17 protein-coding genes are annotated in these 18,422 nt (G+C 65.7%); 11 read left to right on the top strand and 6 right to left on the bottom strand.

What is annotated here, in order from left to right; genetic code table 11:
* Nucleotides 1–32: 32 nt before the first annotated feature.
* A complete protein-coding gene (locus CA260_RS03170) occupies nucleotides 33–1,541 on the bottom strand; it encodes a peptide MFS transporter (RefSeq protein WP_111980985.1) in 1,509 nt (502 codons plus the stop codon).
* A gap of 93 nt (nucleotides 1,542–1,634) precedes the next feature.
* Nucleotides 1,635–2,483, bottom strand: a complete 849-nt coding sequence (locus CA260_RS03165) for a tryptophan 2,3-dioxygenase (protein WP_111980984.1) — start codon at nucleotides 2,481–2,483, stop codon at nucleotides 1,635–1,637.
* Nucleotides 2,484–2,744: 261 nt separating this feature from the next.
* Here CA260_RS03165 and pdhA point away from each other — a divergent pair, with 261 nt between their 5' ends.
* From pdhA to CA260_RS03150, 3 genes are all read left to right on the top strand, one after another.
* Nucleotides 2,745–3,830: a pyruvate dehydrogenase (acetyl-transferring) E1 component subunit alpha gene (pdhA, locus tag CA260_RS03160; RefSeq protein ID WP_111980983.1), complete on the top strand. Its 1,086-nt coding sequence runs from the start codon at nucleotides 2,745–2,747 to the stop codon at nucleotides 3,828–3,830.
* A 3-nt stretch (nucleotides 3,831–3,833) separates the two neighbouring features.
* Nucleotides 3,834–4,814, top strand: a complete 981-nt coding sequence (locus tag CA260_RS03155) for an alpha-ketoacid dehydrogenase subunit beta (protein WP_038615039.1) — start codon at nucleotides 3,834–3,836, stop codon at nucleotides 4,812–4,814.
* Nucleotides 4,815–4,985: 171 nt separating this feature from the next.
* The gene (locus CA260_RS03150) at nucleotides 4,986–6,374 is read left to right on the top strand and encodes a dihydrolipoamide acetyltransferase family protein (protein ID WP_111980982.1); all 1,389 of its coding nucleotides are present in this window, start codon (nucleotides 4,986–4,988) and stop codon (nucleotides 6,372–6,374) included.
* A 209-nt stretch (nucleotides 6,375–6,583) separates the two neighbouring features.
* Here the strand turns inward: CA260_RS03150 and CA260_RS03145 are convergent, their stop codons facing one another.
* Nucleotides 6,584–6,991 (bottom strand): hypothetical protein, encoded by a 408-nt coding sequence (locus CA260_RS03145; protein ID WP_146745274.1) that lies wholly within the window; start codon nucleotides 6,989–6,991, stop codon nucleotides 6,584–6,586.
* 89 nt (nucleotides 6,992–7,080) lie between these two features.
* Between CA260_RS03145 and CA260_RS03140 the strand changes: the two genes are divergently transcribed.
* Nucleotides 7,081–7,659, top strand: a complete 579-nt coding sequence (locus tag CA260_RS03140) for a TetR/AcrR family transcriptional regulator (RefSeq protein ID WP_111982977.1) — start codon at nucleotides 7,081–7,083, stop codon at nucleotides 7,657–7,659.
* 106 nt (nucleotides 7,660–7,765) lie between these two features.
* On the opposite strand, the gene CA260_RS03135 is transcribed toward CA260_RS03140, so the two are convergent.
* Entirely contained in the window at nucleotides 7,766–8,170 is a 405-nt protein-coding gene (locus tag CA260_RS03135; protein ID WP_111980980.1) for a globin, read from the bottom strand.
* Nucleotides 8,171–8,330: 160 nt separating this feature from the next.
* On the opposite strand from CA260_RS03135, the gene CA260_RS03130 reads away from it, so the two are divergent.
* Nucleotides 8,331–8,714, top strand: coding sequence for a VOC family protein (locus CA260_RS03130; protein ID WP_111980979.1), 384 nt, complete (start codon nucleotides 8,331–8,333; stop codon nucleotides 8,712–8,714).
* 138 nt (nucleotides 8,715–8,852) lie between these two features.
* Here the strand turns inward: CA260_RS03130 and rhtC are convergent, their stop codons facing one another.
* Complete coding sequence (rhtC, locus tag CA260_RS03125) at nucleotides 8,853–9,482, bottom strand: threonine export protein RhtC (RefSeq protein WP_111980978.1); 630 nt, start codon at nucleotides 9,480–9,482, stop codon at nucleotides 8,853–8,855.
* Nucleotides 9,483–9,703: 221 nt separating this feature from the next.
* Between rhtC and CA260_RS03120 the strand changes: the two genes are divergently transcribed.
* From CA260_RS03120 to CA260_RS03105, 4 genes are all read left to right on the top strand, one after another.
* Nucleotides 9,704–10,972, top strand: coding sequence for a nucleoside permease (locus CA260_RS03120; RefSeq protein ID WP_111980977.1), 1,269 nt, complete (start codon nucleotides 9,704–9,706; stop codon nucleotides 10,970–10,972).
* 155 nt (nucleotides 10,973–11,127) lie between these two features.
* Nucleotides 11,128–12,114, top strand: coding sequence for a tRNA dihydrouridine synthase DusB (dusB, locus tag CA260_RS03115; RefSeq protein WP_111980976.1), 987 nt, complete (start codon nucleotides 11,128–11,130; stop codon nucleotides 12,112–12,114).
* A gap of 90 nt (nucleotides 12,115–12,204) precedes the next feature.
* Nucleotides 12,205–13,101: an alpha/beta hydrolase gene (locus CA260_RS03110; RefSeq protein ID WP_238149594.1), complete on the top strand. Its 897-nt coding sequence runs from the start codon at nucleotides 12,205–12,207 to the stop codon at nucleotides 13,099–13,101.
* Between the two features lie 83 nt (nucleotides 13,102–13,184).
* Entirely contained in the window at nucleotides 13,185–14,006 is an 822-nt protein-coding gene (locus tag CA260_RS03105; RefSeq protein ID WP_111982976.1) for a class I SAM-dependent methyltransferase, read from the top strand.
* Here CA260_RS03105 and CA260_RS03100 read toward each other — a convergent pair.
* Nucleotides 14,000–14,701 (bottom strand): SGNH/GDSL hydrolase family protein, encoded by a 702-nt coding sequence (locus tag CA260_RS03100; RefSeq protein ID WP_111980974.1) that lies wholly within the window; start codon nucleotides 14,699–14,701, stop codon nucleotides 14,000–14,002. The two genes, CA260_RS03105 and CA260_RS03100, sit on opposite strands and share 7 nt — an antisense overlap.
* A gap of 234 nt (nucleotides 14,702–14,935) precedes the next feature.
* Between CA260_RS03100 and CA260_RS03095 the strand changes: the two genes are divergently transcribed.
* A complete protein-coding gene (locus tag CA260_RS03095) occupies nucleotides 14,936–16,750 on the top strand; it encodes an FAD-binding oxidoreductase (RefSeq protein WP_111980973.1) in 1,815 nt (604 codons plus the stop codon).
* Between the two features lie 254 nt (nucleotides 16,751–17,004).
* Nucleotides 17,005–18,204 carry a methionine adenosyltransferase gene (metK, locus tag CA260_RS03090; RefSeq protein ID WP_111980972.1) on the top strand — a complete coding sequence of 400 codons (1,200 nt, stop codon included), beginning with the start codon at nucleotides 17,005–17,007 and terminating at the stop codon, nucleotides 18,202–18,204.
* Nucleotides 18,205–18,422 lie beyond the last annotated feature (218 nt).

Here is an 18,422-nt window from a genome sequence, read left to right as displayed (position 1 = left end):
GCCACGGAAAGGGAGGCCGTGGCGCTCTTCGCTTAGCGCACGCCGTGCATCAGGCGGTTGATCAGCGGCGAAATCAGCAGCAGCAGCACGCCGGCACCGGCCAGCAACCAGAAACTGAAGGTGAAGCCGGCCAGCGCCGAGGCAGCCGTCATGCCGCTGTCGCCGCTGATCTGGCCCGCCAGCAGGCCCGACAGGTTGCCGCCCACCGCCATCGACAGGAACCAGCCGCCCATGGCGACGCCCACCACGCGCGGCGGCGCAAGCTTGGTCACCATCGAGAGGCCGATCGGCGACAGGCATAGTTCACCGATGGTCTGCAGCACGTAGCAGGCCGTCAGCGGCCAGAACGGGATCAGCCCATGGCTGTCGACCGAATAGGTCAGCGCGTACATCAACGCCGTGAAGCCGAGGCCGTTGAACACCAGGCCCAGGCCGAACTTGCGCGGGATCGACGGCTCCTTGTGGCGGCGCGCCAGCAGCGCCCATACCTGCGTCACCAGCGGTGCCAGCACGATGATCGCGACCGGACTCACCGACTGGAACCAGCCCACCGGGAACATCCAGCCGCCGAACATCTCGCGGTCGACCATGTTCGCCGCAAGGAAGTTGAACGAGGTGCCGAGCTGGAAGTACATCATCCAGAACAGGATGTTGAACGCGAAGATGATCAGCATCGCGATCACGCGGTCGAGCTGCACGCGATCATGTCGCGCAGCCTCCACCACCAGCATCGCGGCCACACCGACGAACAGCAGGCTCAGCAGCCACTGCAGGCCATTCGCGCCGATGAACGCCAGCAACAGGTACACCAGCGGCACCGCGACCGCCACGGCCACCAGCACCCACACCACGCGCATGCGGTTCGCCTGATCGGGCGCGGGCCGGCCGACGCTCTTCAACCCGCGTCGGCCGAACCAGAACCAGAACAGGCTGAGCGCCATGCCCACGCCGGCGGCGCCGAACACGATGCGATAGTTCTCCTGCGTCGGCGTATCGGTGAAATAGCTGGCCAGCCAGCCGGTGAGCAGCGGCGCCAGCAACGCACCGCCGTTGATGCCCATGTAGAACAGGGTGAAACCGCGGTCGCGGCGCTCGTCCTTCGGGCCGTAGAGCTGGCCGACCATCGAGGAGATGTTCGGCTTGAACAGGCCGTTGCCGACCACGACCATCGCCAGGCCAAACAGGAAGATGTCCTTGCTCGGCAGCATCACCACGAACAGGCCAAGGGCCATCACCGCCGCGCCGATCAGGATCGAACGCTGGTAGCCGATGACCTTGTCGGCCACGTAGCCGCCGAAGATGCTGGTGGCGTAGATCAGCGCGGTATACGCGCCGTAGATCTTGCTGGCCCAGGCCTCGCCGGCCGGGTCGCCGTTGAAGAAGTGCGCCACGATGTACAGCGCCAGCGCCCAGCTCACGCTGTAGAACGCGAAGCGCTCCCAGAACTCCGTCATGAACAGCATCCACAGCGGGCGCGGATGCCCCATCGTCTGCGGGAAATCGGGCACCGTCGCGGGTGCGGTTTCAGCGGTGTTGCTCATGCAGGCCCCTTCAGAGCAGACCGGCGCAACCCGCCGATCGGGTGATGATTCGCAAGTGTTGGCGTCGATGCGCCGCGAAACGAAAGGAATGGCTCAGCTGCCCAGCTCCGTGCGCACGTCGAGCAGTTCCGGGAAAAACTCCAGTTCCAGCGCTTTCTTGAGGAAAGCCACGCCGGAGGAACCACCCGTACCGCGACGGTGTCCGATGATCCGTTCTACGGTTTTCATATGGCGGAAACGCCAGAGCTGGAAACTGCCTTCCATATCCACCAGTTGCTCGCACATGTGGTACTCGGGCCAATACGTCGAACGGTTCTCGTAGATGCGCTTGAGCACCGGAAGCAGATCCGCATGCCGCTTGTACGGCTGCGACCAGTCGCGGTCGGTCAATTCGGCGGGCACCGCATGACCGCGGCGCGCGAGATACATGAGGAATTCGTCGTACAGGCTGGGCGCTTCCAGCACGGCTCTCAGATCGGCCTGCGCCGCCTCGTCGTACGCAAACACCTGCAGCATCTGCGCGTTCTTGTTGCCGAGCAGGAACTCGATGGTGCGGTACTGCAGCGACTGGAAGCCCGACGAGGAGCCAAGCACGCCGCGAAACTCCAGGTATTCCGATGGGGTCAGCGTTTCCAGCACGCCCCACTGCTCGAACAGCTGTCGCTGAACTTGCTTCACGCGCGCCAGGATCTTCAGGCACGGGTCGAGGTCGTCGCGGCGCAGGCTGGCGATGGCGGCCTTCAGTTCGTGGATGATCAGCTTCATCCACAGCTCCGCCACCTGGTGCTGCACGATGAACAGCATCTCGTCGTGGTGCGGCGGGTCGCTCAGGGGGTGCTGCGCGGTAAGCAGCTGGTCCAGCCGCAGGTAGCCGCCGTAGGTCAGTCGCCCGTTCAGGTCGAGTTCGATACCGGCCTCAAGGTCGCGCTGGTTCTCGGTCATGTCGATCCGGGTGCGGAAAAGTCGCATGGTAACCCGTGTGAAGGCCGGCCCCGTACGAGGGCGCATGCTGCACCGTGCCTTGCGGCGCAACATGGCCCCCTGTAACAATTTTGGTCTTGCTCAGGGCTTTAGAGCCTGTTCAAGGCCTCGGCGCGGCCCGCGCCGAAAGCTTGAACAAGCGCTTGTCCGCTGCTGGCCCCACTGGATGGGCCGCCGCTTCCAGCATCCCAGATCTCCATTAACTCTCTCCGGGAGCGAGTTGTGTCCATCGCCGCCAAGTTCGAAATCGAATACCTGCAGTATCTCGATGCGGAAGGCAAGCAGGTCCGTGACGACCTGCCTGCCTTCGCCAATGACCTCGACCACATGGTCGAGCTGTACAAGCTGATGATGTCGACCCGCGTGTTCGACGCCAAGTCGGTCGCCCTTCAGCGCACCGGCAAGCTGGGCACCTATGCCAGCTGCCTGGGCCACGAGGCCGCCCACGTGGGCATCGGCAGCGCCATGAAGCCCGAAGACGTGTTCGCGCCGAGCTATCGCGAATACGGTGCGCAGCTCTACCGCGGCGTGCAACCGCGCGAGGTGTACATGTACTGGGGCGGCGACGAGCGCGGCAATGACTACCAGAAGGAACCGGCGCGCCACGACTTCGCCTGGTCGGTGCCGATCGCCACGCAATGCCTGCATGCCGCCGGCTCCGCGCTGGCGTTCAAGATCCGCAACGAAAAGCGCGTGGCCGTGTGCACCATCGGTGACGGTGGTTCATCCAAGGGCGACTTCTACGGCGCCATCAACATCGCCGGCGCGCAGAACCTGCCGCTGGTCGCCGTGATCGTAAACAACCAGTGGGCCATCTCGGTGCCGCGCAAGATCCAGTCGGGCGCCCCGACGCTCGCGCAGAAGGGCATCGCGGCCGGCCTGTACTGCATCCAGGTGGACGGCAACGACATCATCGCCGTGCGCAAGGCCATGGGTGATGCCCTGGACCGCGCACGCAACGGCGAGGGCGGCAGCGTGCTGGAACTGGTGACCTATCGCTTGAGCGACCACACCACCGCCGACGACGCCCGCCGCTACCGCGGCGAGCAGGAAGTGAAGGACGCCTGGGCGAAGGAGCCAATGAAGCGCCTGCGCGCCTGGCTCGTGGCCAAGGGCGTGTGGGACGACGCCAAGGAAGAGGCCTGGAAGAACGAGTGCGACGAGTGGATGGACAACGAGGTGAACGCCTACCTCGAGACCAAGACGCAGCCGGTCACAGCGATGTTCGACTACACCTTCGCCGACGTCCCCGCCGACCTCGCCAAGCAGCGCGACCTCGCACTCCAGCTCGACAAGAAGGCCCACTAAGCCATGGCACAGATCACTCTCATCGAAGCCGTCACCCAGGCGCTTGCCTATGAAATGGCGCACGACGACAGCGTCGTGGTGCTGGGCGAAGACGTCGGCGTCAACGGCGGCGTGTTCCGCGCCACCCAGGGCCTGCAGGAAAAATTCGGCGAGCTGCGCGTGCTCGACACGCCGCTGGACGAAACCACCATTGCCGGCGTCACCGTGGGCCTCGCCGCACAGGGCATGAAGCCGGTGGCCGAGGCGCAGTTCGAAGGCTTCATCTACCCGATGATGGAGCAGATCGCCTGCCACGCCGCGCGCCTGCGCAACCGCACGCGCGGCCGCATCACCGTGCCGGCCGTGTGGCGCGCCCCGTGGGGCGGCGGCATCCGCGCGCCGGAGCATCATTCGGAAGCGAACGAGCACCTGTTCACCAATATCCCCGGCCTGCGCGTGGTGATGCCGTCGTCGCCGGCGCGTGCCTACGGCCTGCTGCTCGCCGCGATCCGCGATCCGGACCCGGTGATGTTCTTCGAGCCCAAGCGCATCTACCGCCAGTACAAGGAAGAAGTGCCCGATGACGGCGAGGCACTGCCGCTGGACGTGTGCTTCGTGCTGCGCGACGGCACCGACGTCACCATCGTTACCTGGGGCGCCCAGGTGAAGGAAGCACTGGAAGCCGCCGACGAGCTCGCCGCCGACGGCATCAGCGCCGAAGTGATCGACGTGGCCACGCTGACCCCGCTGGACTTCGACACCATCGCCGAGTCGGTGCAGAAGACCGGCCGCTGCGTGATCGTGCACGAAGCCCCGAAGACCGCCGGCTTCGGCGCGGAAATCGCCGCGCGCATCGCCGAGGAATGCCTGTACGACCTGCTGGCCCCGGTCGAGCGCGTCACCGGTTTCGACACGCACATCCCGTTGTTCCGCCTGGAAATGAAGTACTTGCCGAGCACCGAGCGCGTGGTGGAGGCCGCCAAGCGCACGCTGGCGGCGTCGTAACCTTTTCTACGGAGCGTCATTCCGGCGTAGGCCGGAATCCAGTCAAATACGTCGTGCGAAGCACGCATAACCTTCCGCCACGACTGTGCATCACTGCTACTGGATCCCGGCCTGCGCCGGGATGACGTTCAAAAACCGAAACACTCAAGCCTGATTACCGGAACCAACCCCATGGCCGACATCAAGACTTTCTACCTGCCCGACCTCGGCGAAGGCCTTCCCGACGCAACCATCGTCGAGTGGCACGTGAAGGAAGGCGACACCATCAAGCTCGACGCCCCGCTGGTGTCGATGGAAACCGCCAAGGCCGTCGTCGACGTGCCCTCGCCGTATACCGGCAAGGTCACCAAGCTGCATGGCGCCGCCGGCGACATCATCGAAACCGGTTCCGCGCTGGCCGAGTTCGAGCCCGACCCGAACGCCAAGCAGCGTGCCGAAGCCGAATCCACCGGCCATCACCACGGCCCGAAGAAGGGTGCCGGCAGCCCGGCTCCGGACCAGGGCAAGAAGGTGGTCGCTTCCGACGAAGGCGGCGAGATCGACAGCAACGGCGCGGCCGATCGTGAAGACGAAGGCACCGTGGTCGGCGCGATGATCTCAGGCAGCCACGTGCACGTGGAGCAGGCTTCCAGCGTCGGTGGCGTGAAGGCCGTGCCGGCGGTGCGCGCACTCGCCAAGAAGCTGAAGGTCGACCTCACCCGCGTGAAGCCGACCGGCGCCGATGGCGTGGTCACCCTGGCCGACGTGAAGAACGCCGCCGCCAACGGTTCCGCCGCGCTGGGCGCTGCCCCGGCCCGTGCTGCCGTGCCGGCGTCCGCCGGTCGCCATCTTGCTCCGCAGCTGCCGGAACCCGAACCGGCTCGCACGGCCACCTCGCTCGCCGGCAAGCCGGTGCGCACGGCTCCGCCGAGCGTGCAGGCCAGCGGCCAGCCGGAACAGCTCAAGGGCGTCCGCCGCAACATGGCGCGCGTGATGGCCGAGGCCCACGCCAACGTGGTGCCGACCACGCTGGTCGATGACGCCGACCTGCACGCCTGGATCGGCAAGCAGGACATCACCGCCCGCCTGATCCGCGCCATCGTCGCCGCCTGCAAGGCCGTGCCGGCGCTCAACGCCTGGTTCGACGGCAAGAACCTCACCCGCACGCTGCATCCGCACGTGGACATCGGCATCGCCGTCGATACGGAAGAAGGCCTGTTCGTGCCCGCGCTGCGCAACGCCGACGTGCTCGACGGCGCTGGGATCCGCGCCGCGATCAAGCGCCTGCGTACCTCGGTGGAAGATCGTTCGATCCCGGCGTCGGAGCTCTCGGGCTACACCATCAGCCTGTCCAACTTCGGCATGTTCGCCGGCCGCTACGCCACGCCTGTCGTCGTGCCGCCGTGCGTCGCCATCATCGGCGCGGGCAAGCTGAGCCACGACGTGGTGGCGGTGATGGGCGGCATCGAAGTGCATCGCCGCATGCCGATCTCGCTCACCTTCGACCATCGCGCCGCCACCGGTGGCGAAGCCGCGCGCTTCCTCAAGGCGCTGCTCGACGATCTGTCGCTGCCGAACTGAGGTTCGACGCTCCACGAAAAGCCCCGGCACGCCCGGGGCTTTTTTTCGCCTCCGGGTTTTGGCGACGCTGCCGCACTAGCTACAACGACATGGGGCGGCAGGCGACAGATGCGGGCTCCGCGGCCAGTAAGGATGCGCTGTGGCCGAGTGCGAGCACCCAAGGCAGATCGGCAGGACCGATCTATCGCCGGTGTTGGCGTCGAACCGGCTTACTCGGATTCGCCGAGTGCCGATTCCAGCGCAAGGGCCGCCGCGATCACCACGCCCGCCGTATAGCGAACCGAAGGCGCATAGTGGGCTGCATTGCTTGGCGTGATGCCTTTCTTGACGATCAATTCGGCCAACTGAGTGAGTGCATCGAGATCAACGAGGCAGCCCTCCATGAGTCGACGGGCGCTCGGTGACAATCGCGGGTTCGCATGAGCAAGCGCCGTTCGCAGGGACGCCGCCGTTTCGCTTGCTTCCTTCGCAATGCCTGAAGCCATCCCCTGCGGAAGCTTCCCGTACGTGATGGCCTCGTCAGCCAGTTCGACGAAAGCCCGCCCGACGGCCAGGGCGCGCGCTGCTACCACCATCGAGACCATATCTTCCCGGAATCCTCTCAGCAGCCAATACATGATGGCGGGACCCTGCGCGTCCCTGGTCGGAACCCCGACCCGCCTTACAATCGTGCAGGAATTCCGTTTCTTTGTATACGGGTGTATACGTGCCGAGCCTGACCACGTCGGAGAAGATCCTCAAGGCCACCCGGACCCTCATCGAAAACGAGGGTGCGCCGGCGGTGTCCATTCGACGCATTGCAGCCGAGGTCGGCATCACGCCGATGGCCATCTACCGTCATTTCGAGGATCTGGCGGCGATCATGCGCGCCGTGAACAACCAGCTGGCGCACGAGGTGGCCACGGCCTGGGCCACCTCGGGCCTGTCCGAGGGCATAAAGCGGGAATATGCGCCGCTCGGGTACTACCTGGACTACGCGCTCGCCCACCCCCATTTGTTCGACTACGTATTCGGTGCCAGGCAGCCGCACGCGCGACGCTATCCCGAGGACTTCCGCGATAGGCAGTCGCCGGCCTTCAACGTGATGGTCGACTCGCTGGCCGCGGGTATACGCGATGGACTGTTAGCGAAGGGCGACCCATACGACTACGCCATGTCCCTGTGGGCTCATGCGCACGGCCTCGTATCGCTGTACCGCGCAGGTCGCTTCAGCTACGAAGAAGCGGAATTTCGAGCCTTCTTCATGGCCTCGATGGAAATCATGTTTCGTGGCATGAGAGCCTAGCTCGCGCTTCACGCCTGGCGTTCGGGTCCGACTCGGCTCGTGTTCCGCTGCTTATGGCGAAGCCGCATGGAATGTCGCTCCTGTCCGATGGCGGACACCCGAAGTCTCAGTAGTGCTGGATGAAGTACGACGTGGTGTGATCCAACGCCTTGCGCCAGCGCTGCTCAAGCGTGAAGTCGTACTCCGGATCGTGCTCGGCAATGGCCCGCAGCAGGCTGTCGGACCAATACGGGTAAAGATGCGGGGGCACCGGCGCCCTGCCCTTGCGGCCGTGCACCTGCGCCATCTCGGTCATCGTACGTCGCGTGAGCGTGCTGCCACCTGCATGCGCGATGGCGGCGCTGATGCCGCGACGCAGGGCCAGGTGCTGCACGCTGAAATCGGTATGGCTGAACATGCCGGGGATATCCCGGTGGCTCGCCATGAAGATCTCGTAGAAGCGGGCGATGAATCCGCCATGGCGCAGGCAGCGTCCATAGCTGGTCTGCAGATCGTCGAACGTATCGGTCATCCCTGCTTCCTGCACCTTCCGAGACCGAGGAAGCTAACACGCGTTTTTGCGCGTACCGTAGAGGCGCATGGTCGCAACGCCAGCGTCTTTCCATGTTGACGGCACCTCGACCGGTGCACGGCTATACGGACGCCATTGCCGTACGACAGGAGTCGCCACCATGCACCATAGCCGCCTGTGCACCGTCGTCATCGATTGCAAGGTCGATGACCTCAAGGACGCTGCCACCTTCTGGAGCCGCGCACTCAACAAGCGCATCGCCACGGTCGACCAAGATGGTGATGGTCGCTATGCGGAACTGGTCACCGAAGCGGACGAGCCGATCATCCTGCTGCAGCGCGTGGAACATGAGAGCCGCGTCCATCTGGACATCGAAACCGACAATCTCGATGCGGAAGTGGAACGGCTGGAACAGCTGGGAGCGACGCGCATCGCCTTCGTGCGCGATCGCTGGTGGGTGATGCAGGCGCCGAGTGGCCATCGATTCTGCGTGGTCCGTCCGCAACGGGAAAAATTCGGCCCGCATCTGAATCGCTGGGAGTGAGGCGGAACAGTCCTCCCCTGTAGGAGCGCACCCAGTGCGCGATAAACCTATCGCGCGCAGGTGACGCCGGGTTGCGGTAACCCTGCAACGCCGCGGTCGCGCACTGGGTGCGCTCCTACGAGAGAAGGCAGGCCTTGCTCAGACCGCGCGCTTCGAAAAGATCAGGTGGAGGCCGAACGCCACGAACACGGCGCCGGCTAGGCCATCGATCCAGCGCGAAAGGCGCAGGTAGCCACGGCGCATGGCAGGCAGGGCAAACACGCCGGCCACCACGGTGAACCACAGCAAGGTTTCCACCACCACCATGCTCCACAGGCCCCAGCGCGCGCCCGCGCTCACGCCATCGCCCAGAAAGGCGGAAAACACGCTGCCGAAGTAGATCACCACCTTCGGGTTGGACAGGTTGGTGAGCAAGCCCGCGCGCAGTGTGGCCCAGTCACTCTGCTGCAGCACCTGCTGCGGTTCGCCGGCCGTCGTGGCGGGTGCGCGCAGTGCGCCGCGCAGCATCTTCACGCCCATCCAGGCGAGGTAGAGGCCGCCGGCGACGCTGATCAGCCGCTCCAGCCAGGCCAGCCGCTGCAGCACCAGTTGCAGGCCCGCCAGCGCCAGCGCCGACCACACCACCACGCCCAGGGTGATGCCGATGACGCCGAACATGGCCTGGCGGCGCGTGCGGCTCACGGCGGTCTGCGACACGAAGAAGAAGTCCGGGCCGGGGCTCAGCAGGGCCACCAGGTGCACGACGGCGATGGTCAGGAACAGGTTCACGGGCGCTCTCCACGATGGCGGAACCGTACTTTCTCGCGGCGCCGCAGCTTGTCGCCACAGCGGTGGTTCCTCTAGGCTGCTATTTTTACACGTCCTCGGGACACCCTTGGCCGTGCAGGGGATCTCCGCCTCTACTAGACAGGCCCGGCTTCGGCCCGGCCTGCCGCTAGACGCGTGCCTCCCGGACCGACTCCACCGCTTTTGAACCAACGACGACGCTGATGAGCCTGCGACTCCGCCTGATTGCCATGAACTTCCTGCAATTCTTTGTATGGGGGTCGTGGCTGCTCACCATCGGTGCCTACTGGTTCCAGGACAAGCATTGGTCGGGCGCGCAGTTCGGCGCGATCTTCTCGACCATGGGCATCGCCTCGCTGTTCATGCCGTCCATCGCGGGCGTGATCGCGGACAAGTACATCAATGCGGAGAAGCTCTACGGCATCTTCCACCTGTGCGGCGCCGCCGTGCTGTTCTGCGTGCCGATGGTGCAGTCGCCCAGCCTGATGTTCTGGGTGATGCTGCTCAACATGATGTTCTACATGCCGACCATCTCACTCTCCATCGCAGTGGCCTACAACGCCCTCAAGAGCGACGGCAAGGACATCGTCAAGGACTACCCGCCGATCCGCGTGTGGGGCACGGTCGGCTTCATCGCCGCACTGTGGACGGTGAGCCTGCTTCGCCTGGAAACTTCCTCGGGCCAGTTCTACGTGGCGTCCGGCGCGGCACTGTTGCTGGGGCTGTACGCCTTTACGCTGCCGGCCTGCCCGCCGCGCTTCCAGCGCCGCGCGAACCAGTCGTGGCTCGATACGTTCGGCCTCACCTCGTTCAAGCTGTTCCGCGAAGCACGCATGGCGATCTTCTTCATCTTCGCCATGCTGCTGGGTGCGGCGCTGCAGCTCACCAATGCCTATGGCGACACCTTCCTGCACGACTTCGCGCAGATGGGCGAGTACAAGGAGCTGGTGGCGGTGCGTTATCCGGCCATCATCATGTCGATCTCGCAGATCTCGGAAACGCTGTTCATCCTGGCCATTCCGTTCTTCCTGCGCCGCTTCGGCATCAAGACGGTGATGCTGATCAGCATGCTGGCGTGGACGCTGCGCTTCGGCCTGTTCGCCTACGGCAACCCGGGCTCGGGCCTGTGGATGATCGTGCTGTCGTGCATCGTGTATGGCATGGCGTTCGACTTCTTCAACATCTCCGGCTCCTTGTTCGTGGAAGGCCAGAGCGACCCGTCGATCCGTGCCAGCGCGCAGGGCCTGTTCATGCTGATGACCAACGGCATCGGCGCGGTGTTGGGCAGCTCGATCAGCGGCGTGATCATCGAGGCGTTCTTCACCCATCCGGACCAGAGCAAGGACTGGCACGGCATCTGGATCACCTTCGCGACCTATTCGCTGGTGGTGGCGGTGCTGTTCATGCTGCTGTTCAAGCACAAGCATGAGCCGATGCAGGCGCAGCAGCTGGCAGCCAGAGCCAGTCACTGACCAGCCCCGTTTTTCTGTAGGAGCGCACCCAGTGCGCGATAAGCCTACGGAGAGGAAACGCTCAAGCGCCGCGGTCGCGCACTGGGTGCGCTCCTACAAGGGTAGCCTGCCAGCCGCATTCACCGGGCCAAACCGGGGCCCGCTACAATACCCGGATGCAGATCGGCCCCTACCGTATCGACCCGCCCGTGGTGCTCGCGCCCATGGCCGGTGTCACCGACAAGCCTTTCCGCCTGCTGTGCAAACGGCTGGGCGCGGGCTTGGCCGTGTCCGAGATGACCAATGCCGATCCCCGCCTGTGGCAGACACGCAAGTCGCGGCAACGCATGGACCACGCGGGCGAGCCCGAACCGGTCAGCGTGCAGATCGCCGGTTACGACCCGACGATGCTGGCCGAGGCCGCGCGCTACAACGCCGACAACGGTGCGCAGATCGTCGACATCAACATGGGCTGCCCGGCCAAGAAGGTGTGCAACGTGTGGTCCGGTTCCGCCCTGCTGCAGGATGAGCCGCTGGTCGCGCGCATCGTGAAGGCCGTGGTCGATGCCGTGGACGTGCCAGTGACGCTGAAGATCCGCACCGGCTGGGATCGCCAGAACAAGAACGCGCTCACCATCGCGAAGATCGCCGAGGACGCCGGCATCGCCGCGCTCGCCGTGCACGGCCGCACGCGCGCCGACAAGTACGAAGGCGAGGCCGAATACGAAACGATCGCCGCCGTGAAGGCAGCCGTCCGCATTCCCGTGCTCGCCAACGGCGACGTGCTCACGCCGAAGCAGGCGAAGCACGTGCTCGATGTCACCGGCGCCGATGCGGTGATGGTGGGTCGTGGCGCGCAAGGGCGCCCATGGATCTTCCGCGAGATCGCGCATTACCTCGCCACGGGTGAAACGTTGCCCGAGCCGGCACCCGCCGACGTGCGTGACATCCTCGTGCATCACCTGGAACAGCTGTACGCGTTCTATGGCGAGCTGCAGGGCGTACGCATCGCGCGCAAGCACCTGGGCTGGTATGCGAAGGATCGCCCGGAAAACGCCGCGTTCCGCGAGGTGGTGAATCGCGCCGAGACTGCCGCCGACCAGCTTCGGCTCACCCGCGATTACTTCGACGCGCTGCAGGAAGGCATCCGCCTCGCGGCGTGACCGGGCCGGCCTCGAAGGGCATCGCAACCCCTTGCGATAACGCTCAGGGCATCATGACGCTTGGTTTCCATTGGCAGGTCCATGCCCTTCATGCAGTCGATCCAAGTGAAGTGCCGGAAGGCGCGACTGGTGCCGCTGCTGGCCTGTAGCTGCCTGCTGCTCTCGGGCTGCGAAGCCACGCTGTTCGCGGGACTCAATGCCACCGACCAGCACCACGGCATCACCGAGCAACACGGCGTGGTGTTCGACACAGAACATGCGCTGGCTCTCGACGTGTACGCACCCGCGCAGGCGAATCACGCACCGGTCGTGGTGTTCTTCTACGGCGGTGATTGGGCGCGTGGCGAACGCGCCTGGTATCGCTTCGTGGGATCGGCCCTGGCCGCTGAAGGCGTGGTGGTGGTGATACCGGATTACCGCAAGGTGCCGAAGGTGGCGCTGGATGGCTTCATGAGCGATGCCGCCAGCGCCGTTGCCTGGGCGCATGCCCATGCCGACGAATTCGGCGGCGCCGCGAACGACATCTTCGTGATGGGCCATTCCGCAGGCGGCCAGATTGCCGCCCTGCTCGCCACCGATCCGGAATGGCTGGCCGCCTCCGGCATGCGTCCGCGTGACCTGGCTGGTTTCATCGGCCTCGCCGGCTGCTACGATTTCGTGCCCGTGCCGGACGACGACGAGGACATGATCGCTGCGTTTGGTGACACGCCCGAGGCACAGCGCCGCGGGCAGCCGGTGTCCTACGTGCAGGGCAACGAGCCGCCCATGCTGTTGCTGCAAGGCGTGGATGACCGCGAGGTCGTGCCCTCCAACGCCATCTCGCTGACGCGGGCGATGGATGCGCGGCACGAGGATGTCACCTTGAAGCTGTATCCCGACGTGGGACACGAAGCCGTGCTGCTCGCGCTGTCACGGCCGATGCGCGGCGATGCACCGACACTGCCGGACCTGCTGACGTTCATCCACGCGCATCCGGCGGCGCGCTGATCGCGACCTTCCATCCACACGCCGGCGCGTAGGTTGAGGCATCCGATCCACGCGCCCGGGGTGGGGCTGCCTCCGTGAACAGCATCGTGACCGGCGAGTTTCCCTATATCCACGGCTTCTCGGCCGAGGAGCAGTCGCGGCTGATCCGGCAGGCCCGCATGTTCGAGACCATCCTGTTCAGCCGCATCGACTACAGCGAAGCGACGCGGCTGCTGGAGATTGGGTCAGGCGTGGGCGCGCAGACGGAAATCCTGCTGCGGCGTTTTCCGAACCTGGAGGTGACGGGCGTGGATCTCTCCGAAGCGCAGCTCGCCGCCGCTGAACAGAACCTCGCGCAGACAGCCTGGTGCAGCTCGCGCTACACGCTGCAGCAAGCCGACGCCACCGACCTCCCCTTCCCCGACCGCAGTTTCGATGCGGCCTATCTGTGCTGGGTGCTGGAGCACATGCCCAGCCCGGCACGCGTACTGAGCGAACTGCGTCGCGTGCTGAGCCCCGGCGCGGTGGTCTACGTGACCGAGGTGCTGAATTCGTCGTTCTTCCTCGACCCATATTCACCGAACCTGCTGCGCTACTGGATGGCGTTCAACGACCTGCAGTACGACAGCGGCGGCGACCCGTTCATCGGCGCCAAGCTCGGCAACCTGCTGCTGGCCGGCGGCTATCGCGACGTGCAGACCGAGGTGAAGAGCTTCCATCTCGACAACCGCCAGCCCGGCAAGCGCAAGCAGATGATCGAGTTCTGGGAGGAGTTGCTGCTGTCGGCGGCGGAGCAATTGGTAGCCACCGGCAAGGTGGACACCGCGACGGTCGAGGGCATGCGGCAGGAATTGCAGGCCGTGCGCAACGATCCGAACGCGGTGTTCTTCTTCGCCTTCGTGCAGGCGCGTGCGCTGGTTTACTGAACGGGCTTGGTAACGAAGCCGTACTGGGCGAGCACGGGCTTGAGCGCGGCGATCCACAGCGCATAGCCGGCCGGCACCATGTGCAGGCCATCGGGGCGAAACAGTTCCGGACGCGGCTTGCCGTTCGCGTCGACCATCACCGGCGCGATGTCGACGAAGCGCACGTCCTTCTGCGTGGCAGCCCAGTCGCGGATCTTGTCGTTGGCCGCCTTCATGGTCGGCCATAACTTCAGGCGCGCGATGCTCGGCTTGATCGAGATGTAGACGATGGGCACGCCCGGGACGCCTTCGCGCGCACGCGCCACGAACGTCTGGAACGAAGCCAGCACCTGGTCCGCCGTGGCGCCGTCGTTGACGTCGTTGTCGCCGGCATACATCACGATCAGGCTCGGCTTGTATGGCCACACGATGCGGTCGGCGTAGTACGTGGAGTCGGGCAGCGCCGAGCCACCGAAGCCACGGTTGATCACCGGAATGCCGGGGAAATCCTGCGCCAGCGACTTCCAGTACTGGATGGACGAGCTGCCGATGAACAGCACGCCGTGTGGTGCCGGCGGATGCTCGCGGTCGGCGGCGACGAAGGCGTTGATGTCGGGCGCCCAGTGCGAGGGCGGCGCGCTGTCCGCCATGGCGCCCGACGACAGCGGGCCGAGCAGGAGCAAGGTGGCCAGTACGCGCCAGATCAGTGACTTCATTCTCGTCATCCTCTTTGCGGCTTTCGGGAGGCTGTCGATTATGGAGGCCGCGGCAGGTATCGCCAAACGCGCGACGGCAAGGCTGACCGAGGCCTTCGGCGCTTTGGCATTCGCTCCGCTCCGTCCCTGCTCACCCGCATTTCGTCCCTGCGCCGCCTCACCTCGTCACCTGGCGCTTGTTCCTCGCCGCGGCCGGCGGAAAGTGGCGGCATCCCGACTGATCCGGAGTCCACCATGCGCCGTCGCGACCTGCTCAAGGCTGCACTCACGCTGCCCCTGATTCCCTGGGCGGCATCCCCCTCGCTCGCGTTCGCCCGGGAGGCGATGGCAGCCGTCGGCACCTGGCGCGCGCGCGTCCGCCCCGGCCAGCCGGGCTGGCCAAGCGAAGCGCAATGGGAACAGCTGCGCCACGCAGTCGGCGGACGCCTCGAACGCGTGCAGTCGCCCTTCGATGCGGCAGCCAGCGCGGCCGCCCGTGAGGAAGCGCTCGCCCAAATCAAGAATCCCTACTACCTCGGCGACACGGCCGCGCTCACCCAGACCAGCGGCTGGGTCGATGCCTGGACCTCGCGACCCAGTGCCTACGCGGTGGCTGCGACGACGACAGCCGACGTGGTCGCCGCCGTGAACTTCGCGCGCGAGCACCATCTGCGCCTGGTGGTAAAGGGTGGCGGCCACAGCTACCAGGGCACGTCGGATGCGCCTGATTCGCTGCTGATCTGGACGCGCCACATGAATGCGGTGAGCCTGCATGACCGATTCGTCCCGCAGGGCTGCGAAGGGCTGCAGGCGCCGCTGCCGGCGGTCACGGTGCAGGCGGGCGCCATGTGGGTGGATGCGTACGGCGCCGTCACCACCGAAGCCGGCCGCTATGTGCAGGGTGGCGGCTGCATGACGGTGGGCGTGGCCGGCCTGGTGCAGAGCGGCGGATTCGGCAGTTTTTCCAAGCGGTTCGGTACGGCGTCAGGCAGCCTGCTGGAGGCGGAAGTGGTGACGGCGGATGGCAAGGTGCGCGTGGCCAACGCACGCCAGGAGCCGGAACTGTTCTGGGCCATCAAGGGCGGCGGTGGCGGCAGCTTCGGCGTGGTCACCCGGCTCACGCTGCGCACGCACGAGCTGCCGGAGATGTTCGGTGCCGTGTTCGGCGTGATCCAGGCGGATTCCGATGACGCCTATCGCGCACTCATCGCCGAGGCGATTCGCTTCTACCGCGAGGCGCTGTTCAATCCGCACTGGGGCGAGCAGATGGTCTTCCGCAGCGACAACGCGCTGCGCCTGTCGATGGTGTTCCAGGGGCTGGACCAGAAAACGGCGGAGCAGACCTGGGCGCCATTCTTCGCGTGGGTGCGTGCGCGCAAGGACTGCCGCTTCAAGGAAGAGCCCCACGTGATCGCCTTGCCTGCGCGGCATTTCTGGGACGCGGAATTTTTCCGCCAGCACGCGCCGCAGCTGATCGTTCCCGACCGCCGTCCCGACGCGCCGCGTGACCACGTGCTGTGGGCGGGCGACGAAGGACAGGTCGGCCAGTTCATCCATGGCTATCGCTCCGCCTGGCTGCCGCAATCGCTGCTCGATCCACAGCGGCAGGCCGCGCTGGCCGACGCGGTATTTGCCGCCACGCGCCACTGGGGATTTTCTCTGCACTTCAACAAGGGGCTCGCCGGCGCGCCGGCCGATGCGTTGGAACGATCGCGCGACACCGCCACGAACCCGCAGGTGCTGGACGCCTTCGCGCTGGCCATCACCGGCGGCGAAAGCGGCCCCGCCTTCCCCGGGATGCCCGGCGCGAGCCCCGACCTCGCCGATGCACGTTCGGAAGCCAGGCGCATCGACGCCTCGATGGACGCCTTGCTGAAGGTCGCACCAGGTGCCGGGTCGTACGTGTCCGAAAGCAACTACTTCGAGCGCGACTGGCAGGCGTCGTTCTGGGGCAGCCACTATCCGCGCCTGGCCGCGGCCAAGCGTCATTACGACCCCGACGGCCTGTTCTTCGTGCGCCACGGCGTGGGCAGCGAGGCCTGGAGTGACGATGGCTTCACCCGGCGCTGAGAACGCGCCACGCCCCTGACGCTCCGGGCCGCTGCGACCCGGCTGGGCTATGCTGAGACGGCGCTGGTGGCCCGCGGGCCGCCGGCGCGCCCGTTTTCTGGCGGTGGCAAAAGGCCGCAAAGCCGTCCAAACGGCTGAATCGGCATGAAATCGTCATGTCCCGACCCCATGCTGAGGCTGCAAAGCGGGGGTGGGCCGTGTATCATGCGCCACCCCTTTTATCTCTTTATCCGTAAGGAAGGATATAACCCGCGATGAGCAACTTCCTCTTCACCTCCGAATCGGTCTCCGAAGGCCATCCGGACAAAGTCGCCGACCAGATCTCCGATGCCGTCCTCGATGCGATCATCGCGCAGGATCCGCGTGCGCGCGTGGCCTGCGAAACGATGGTGAAGACGGGCGTGGCGATCGTCGCCGGCGAAATCACCACCAGCGCCTGGATCGACCTGGAAGCGCTGACCCGCAAGGTCATCACCGACATCGGCTACGACTCCTCGGACGTCGGCTTCGACGGCGAGACCTGCGGCGTGCTGAACCTGATCGGCAAGCAGAGCCCGGACATCAACCAGGGCGTGGACCGCAAGAAGCCCGAAGAACAGGGCGCCGGCGACCAGGGCCTGATGTTCGGCTACGCGACCAACGAGACCAAGGACTACATGCCGGCGGCGATCTACTACTCGCACCGTCTGGTCGAGCAGCAGGCCAAGGTCCGCAAGAAGAAGAACTCGCCACTGCCGTGGCTGCGTCCGGACGCCAAGAGCCAGGTCACCCTGCGCTATGAAGACGGCGTGGCGACCGCCATCGACGCGGTGGTGCTGTCGACCCAGCACGACCCGAACGTGAAGCAGAAGGACCTGATCGAGGCCGTGCGCGAGCACATCCTCAAGCCGGTGCTGCCGGCCAAGCTGCTGCACAAGGGCACCAAGTTCCACATCAACCCGACCGGCAAGTTCGTGATCGGCGGCCCGGTGGGCGACTGCGGCCTGACCGGCCGCAAGATCATCGTCGACACCTACGGCGGCTGGGCCCGTCACGGCGGCGGCGCGTTCTCGGGCAAGGATCCGTCGAAGGTGGACCGTTCGGCCGCCTACGCCGCCCGTTACGTGGCCAAGAACATTGTGGCCGCCGGCATCGCCGACCGCTGCGAAGTGCAGGTGAGCTACGCCATCGGCGTGGCCGAGCCGACCTCCATCTCGGTCACCACCTTCGGCACCGGCAAGATCGCCGACGAGAAGATCGAGAAGCTGATCCGCAAGCACTTCGACCTGCGCCCGTACGGCATCATCAAGATGCTCGACCTGGTGCACCCGATGTACCAGCAGACCGCCAGCTACGGCCACTTCGGCCGCACCCCGTACGAAGTGAAGGGTCCGGACGGCAAGACCTACACCGCGTTCTCGTGGGAAAAGACCGACAAGGCCGAGGCGCTGCGCGCCGATGCCAAGCTGAAGTAAGCCATTTGCTTTGCTTCACATGGGAACGGGCCGCGAAAGCGGCCCGTTTTTTTTGCGCCACCTCCACACCCCTCCTGTAGGAGCGCACCCAGTGCGCGACCGCAGCGTTCCGGCATCACCGCTCCGTAGGCTTCTCGCGCACTGGGTGCGCTCCTACAAAGAGCTCGCATCCGGGATGACGAACATTGGAGACCGCGGCGAAAGGCCGTCGCGCACAG

The organism is Dyella jiangningensis, assembly GCF_003264855.1.
Lineage (GTDB): Bacteria > Pseudomonadota > Gammaproteobacteria > Xanthomonadales > Rhodanobacteraceae > Dyella > Dyella jiangningensis_C.
This window is presented reverse-complemented; position numbering and strand designations above follow the sequence as displayed.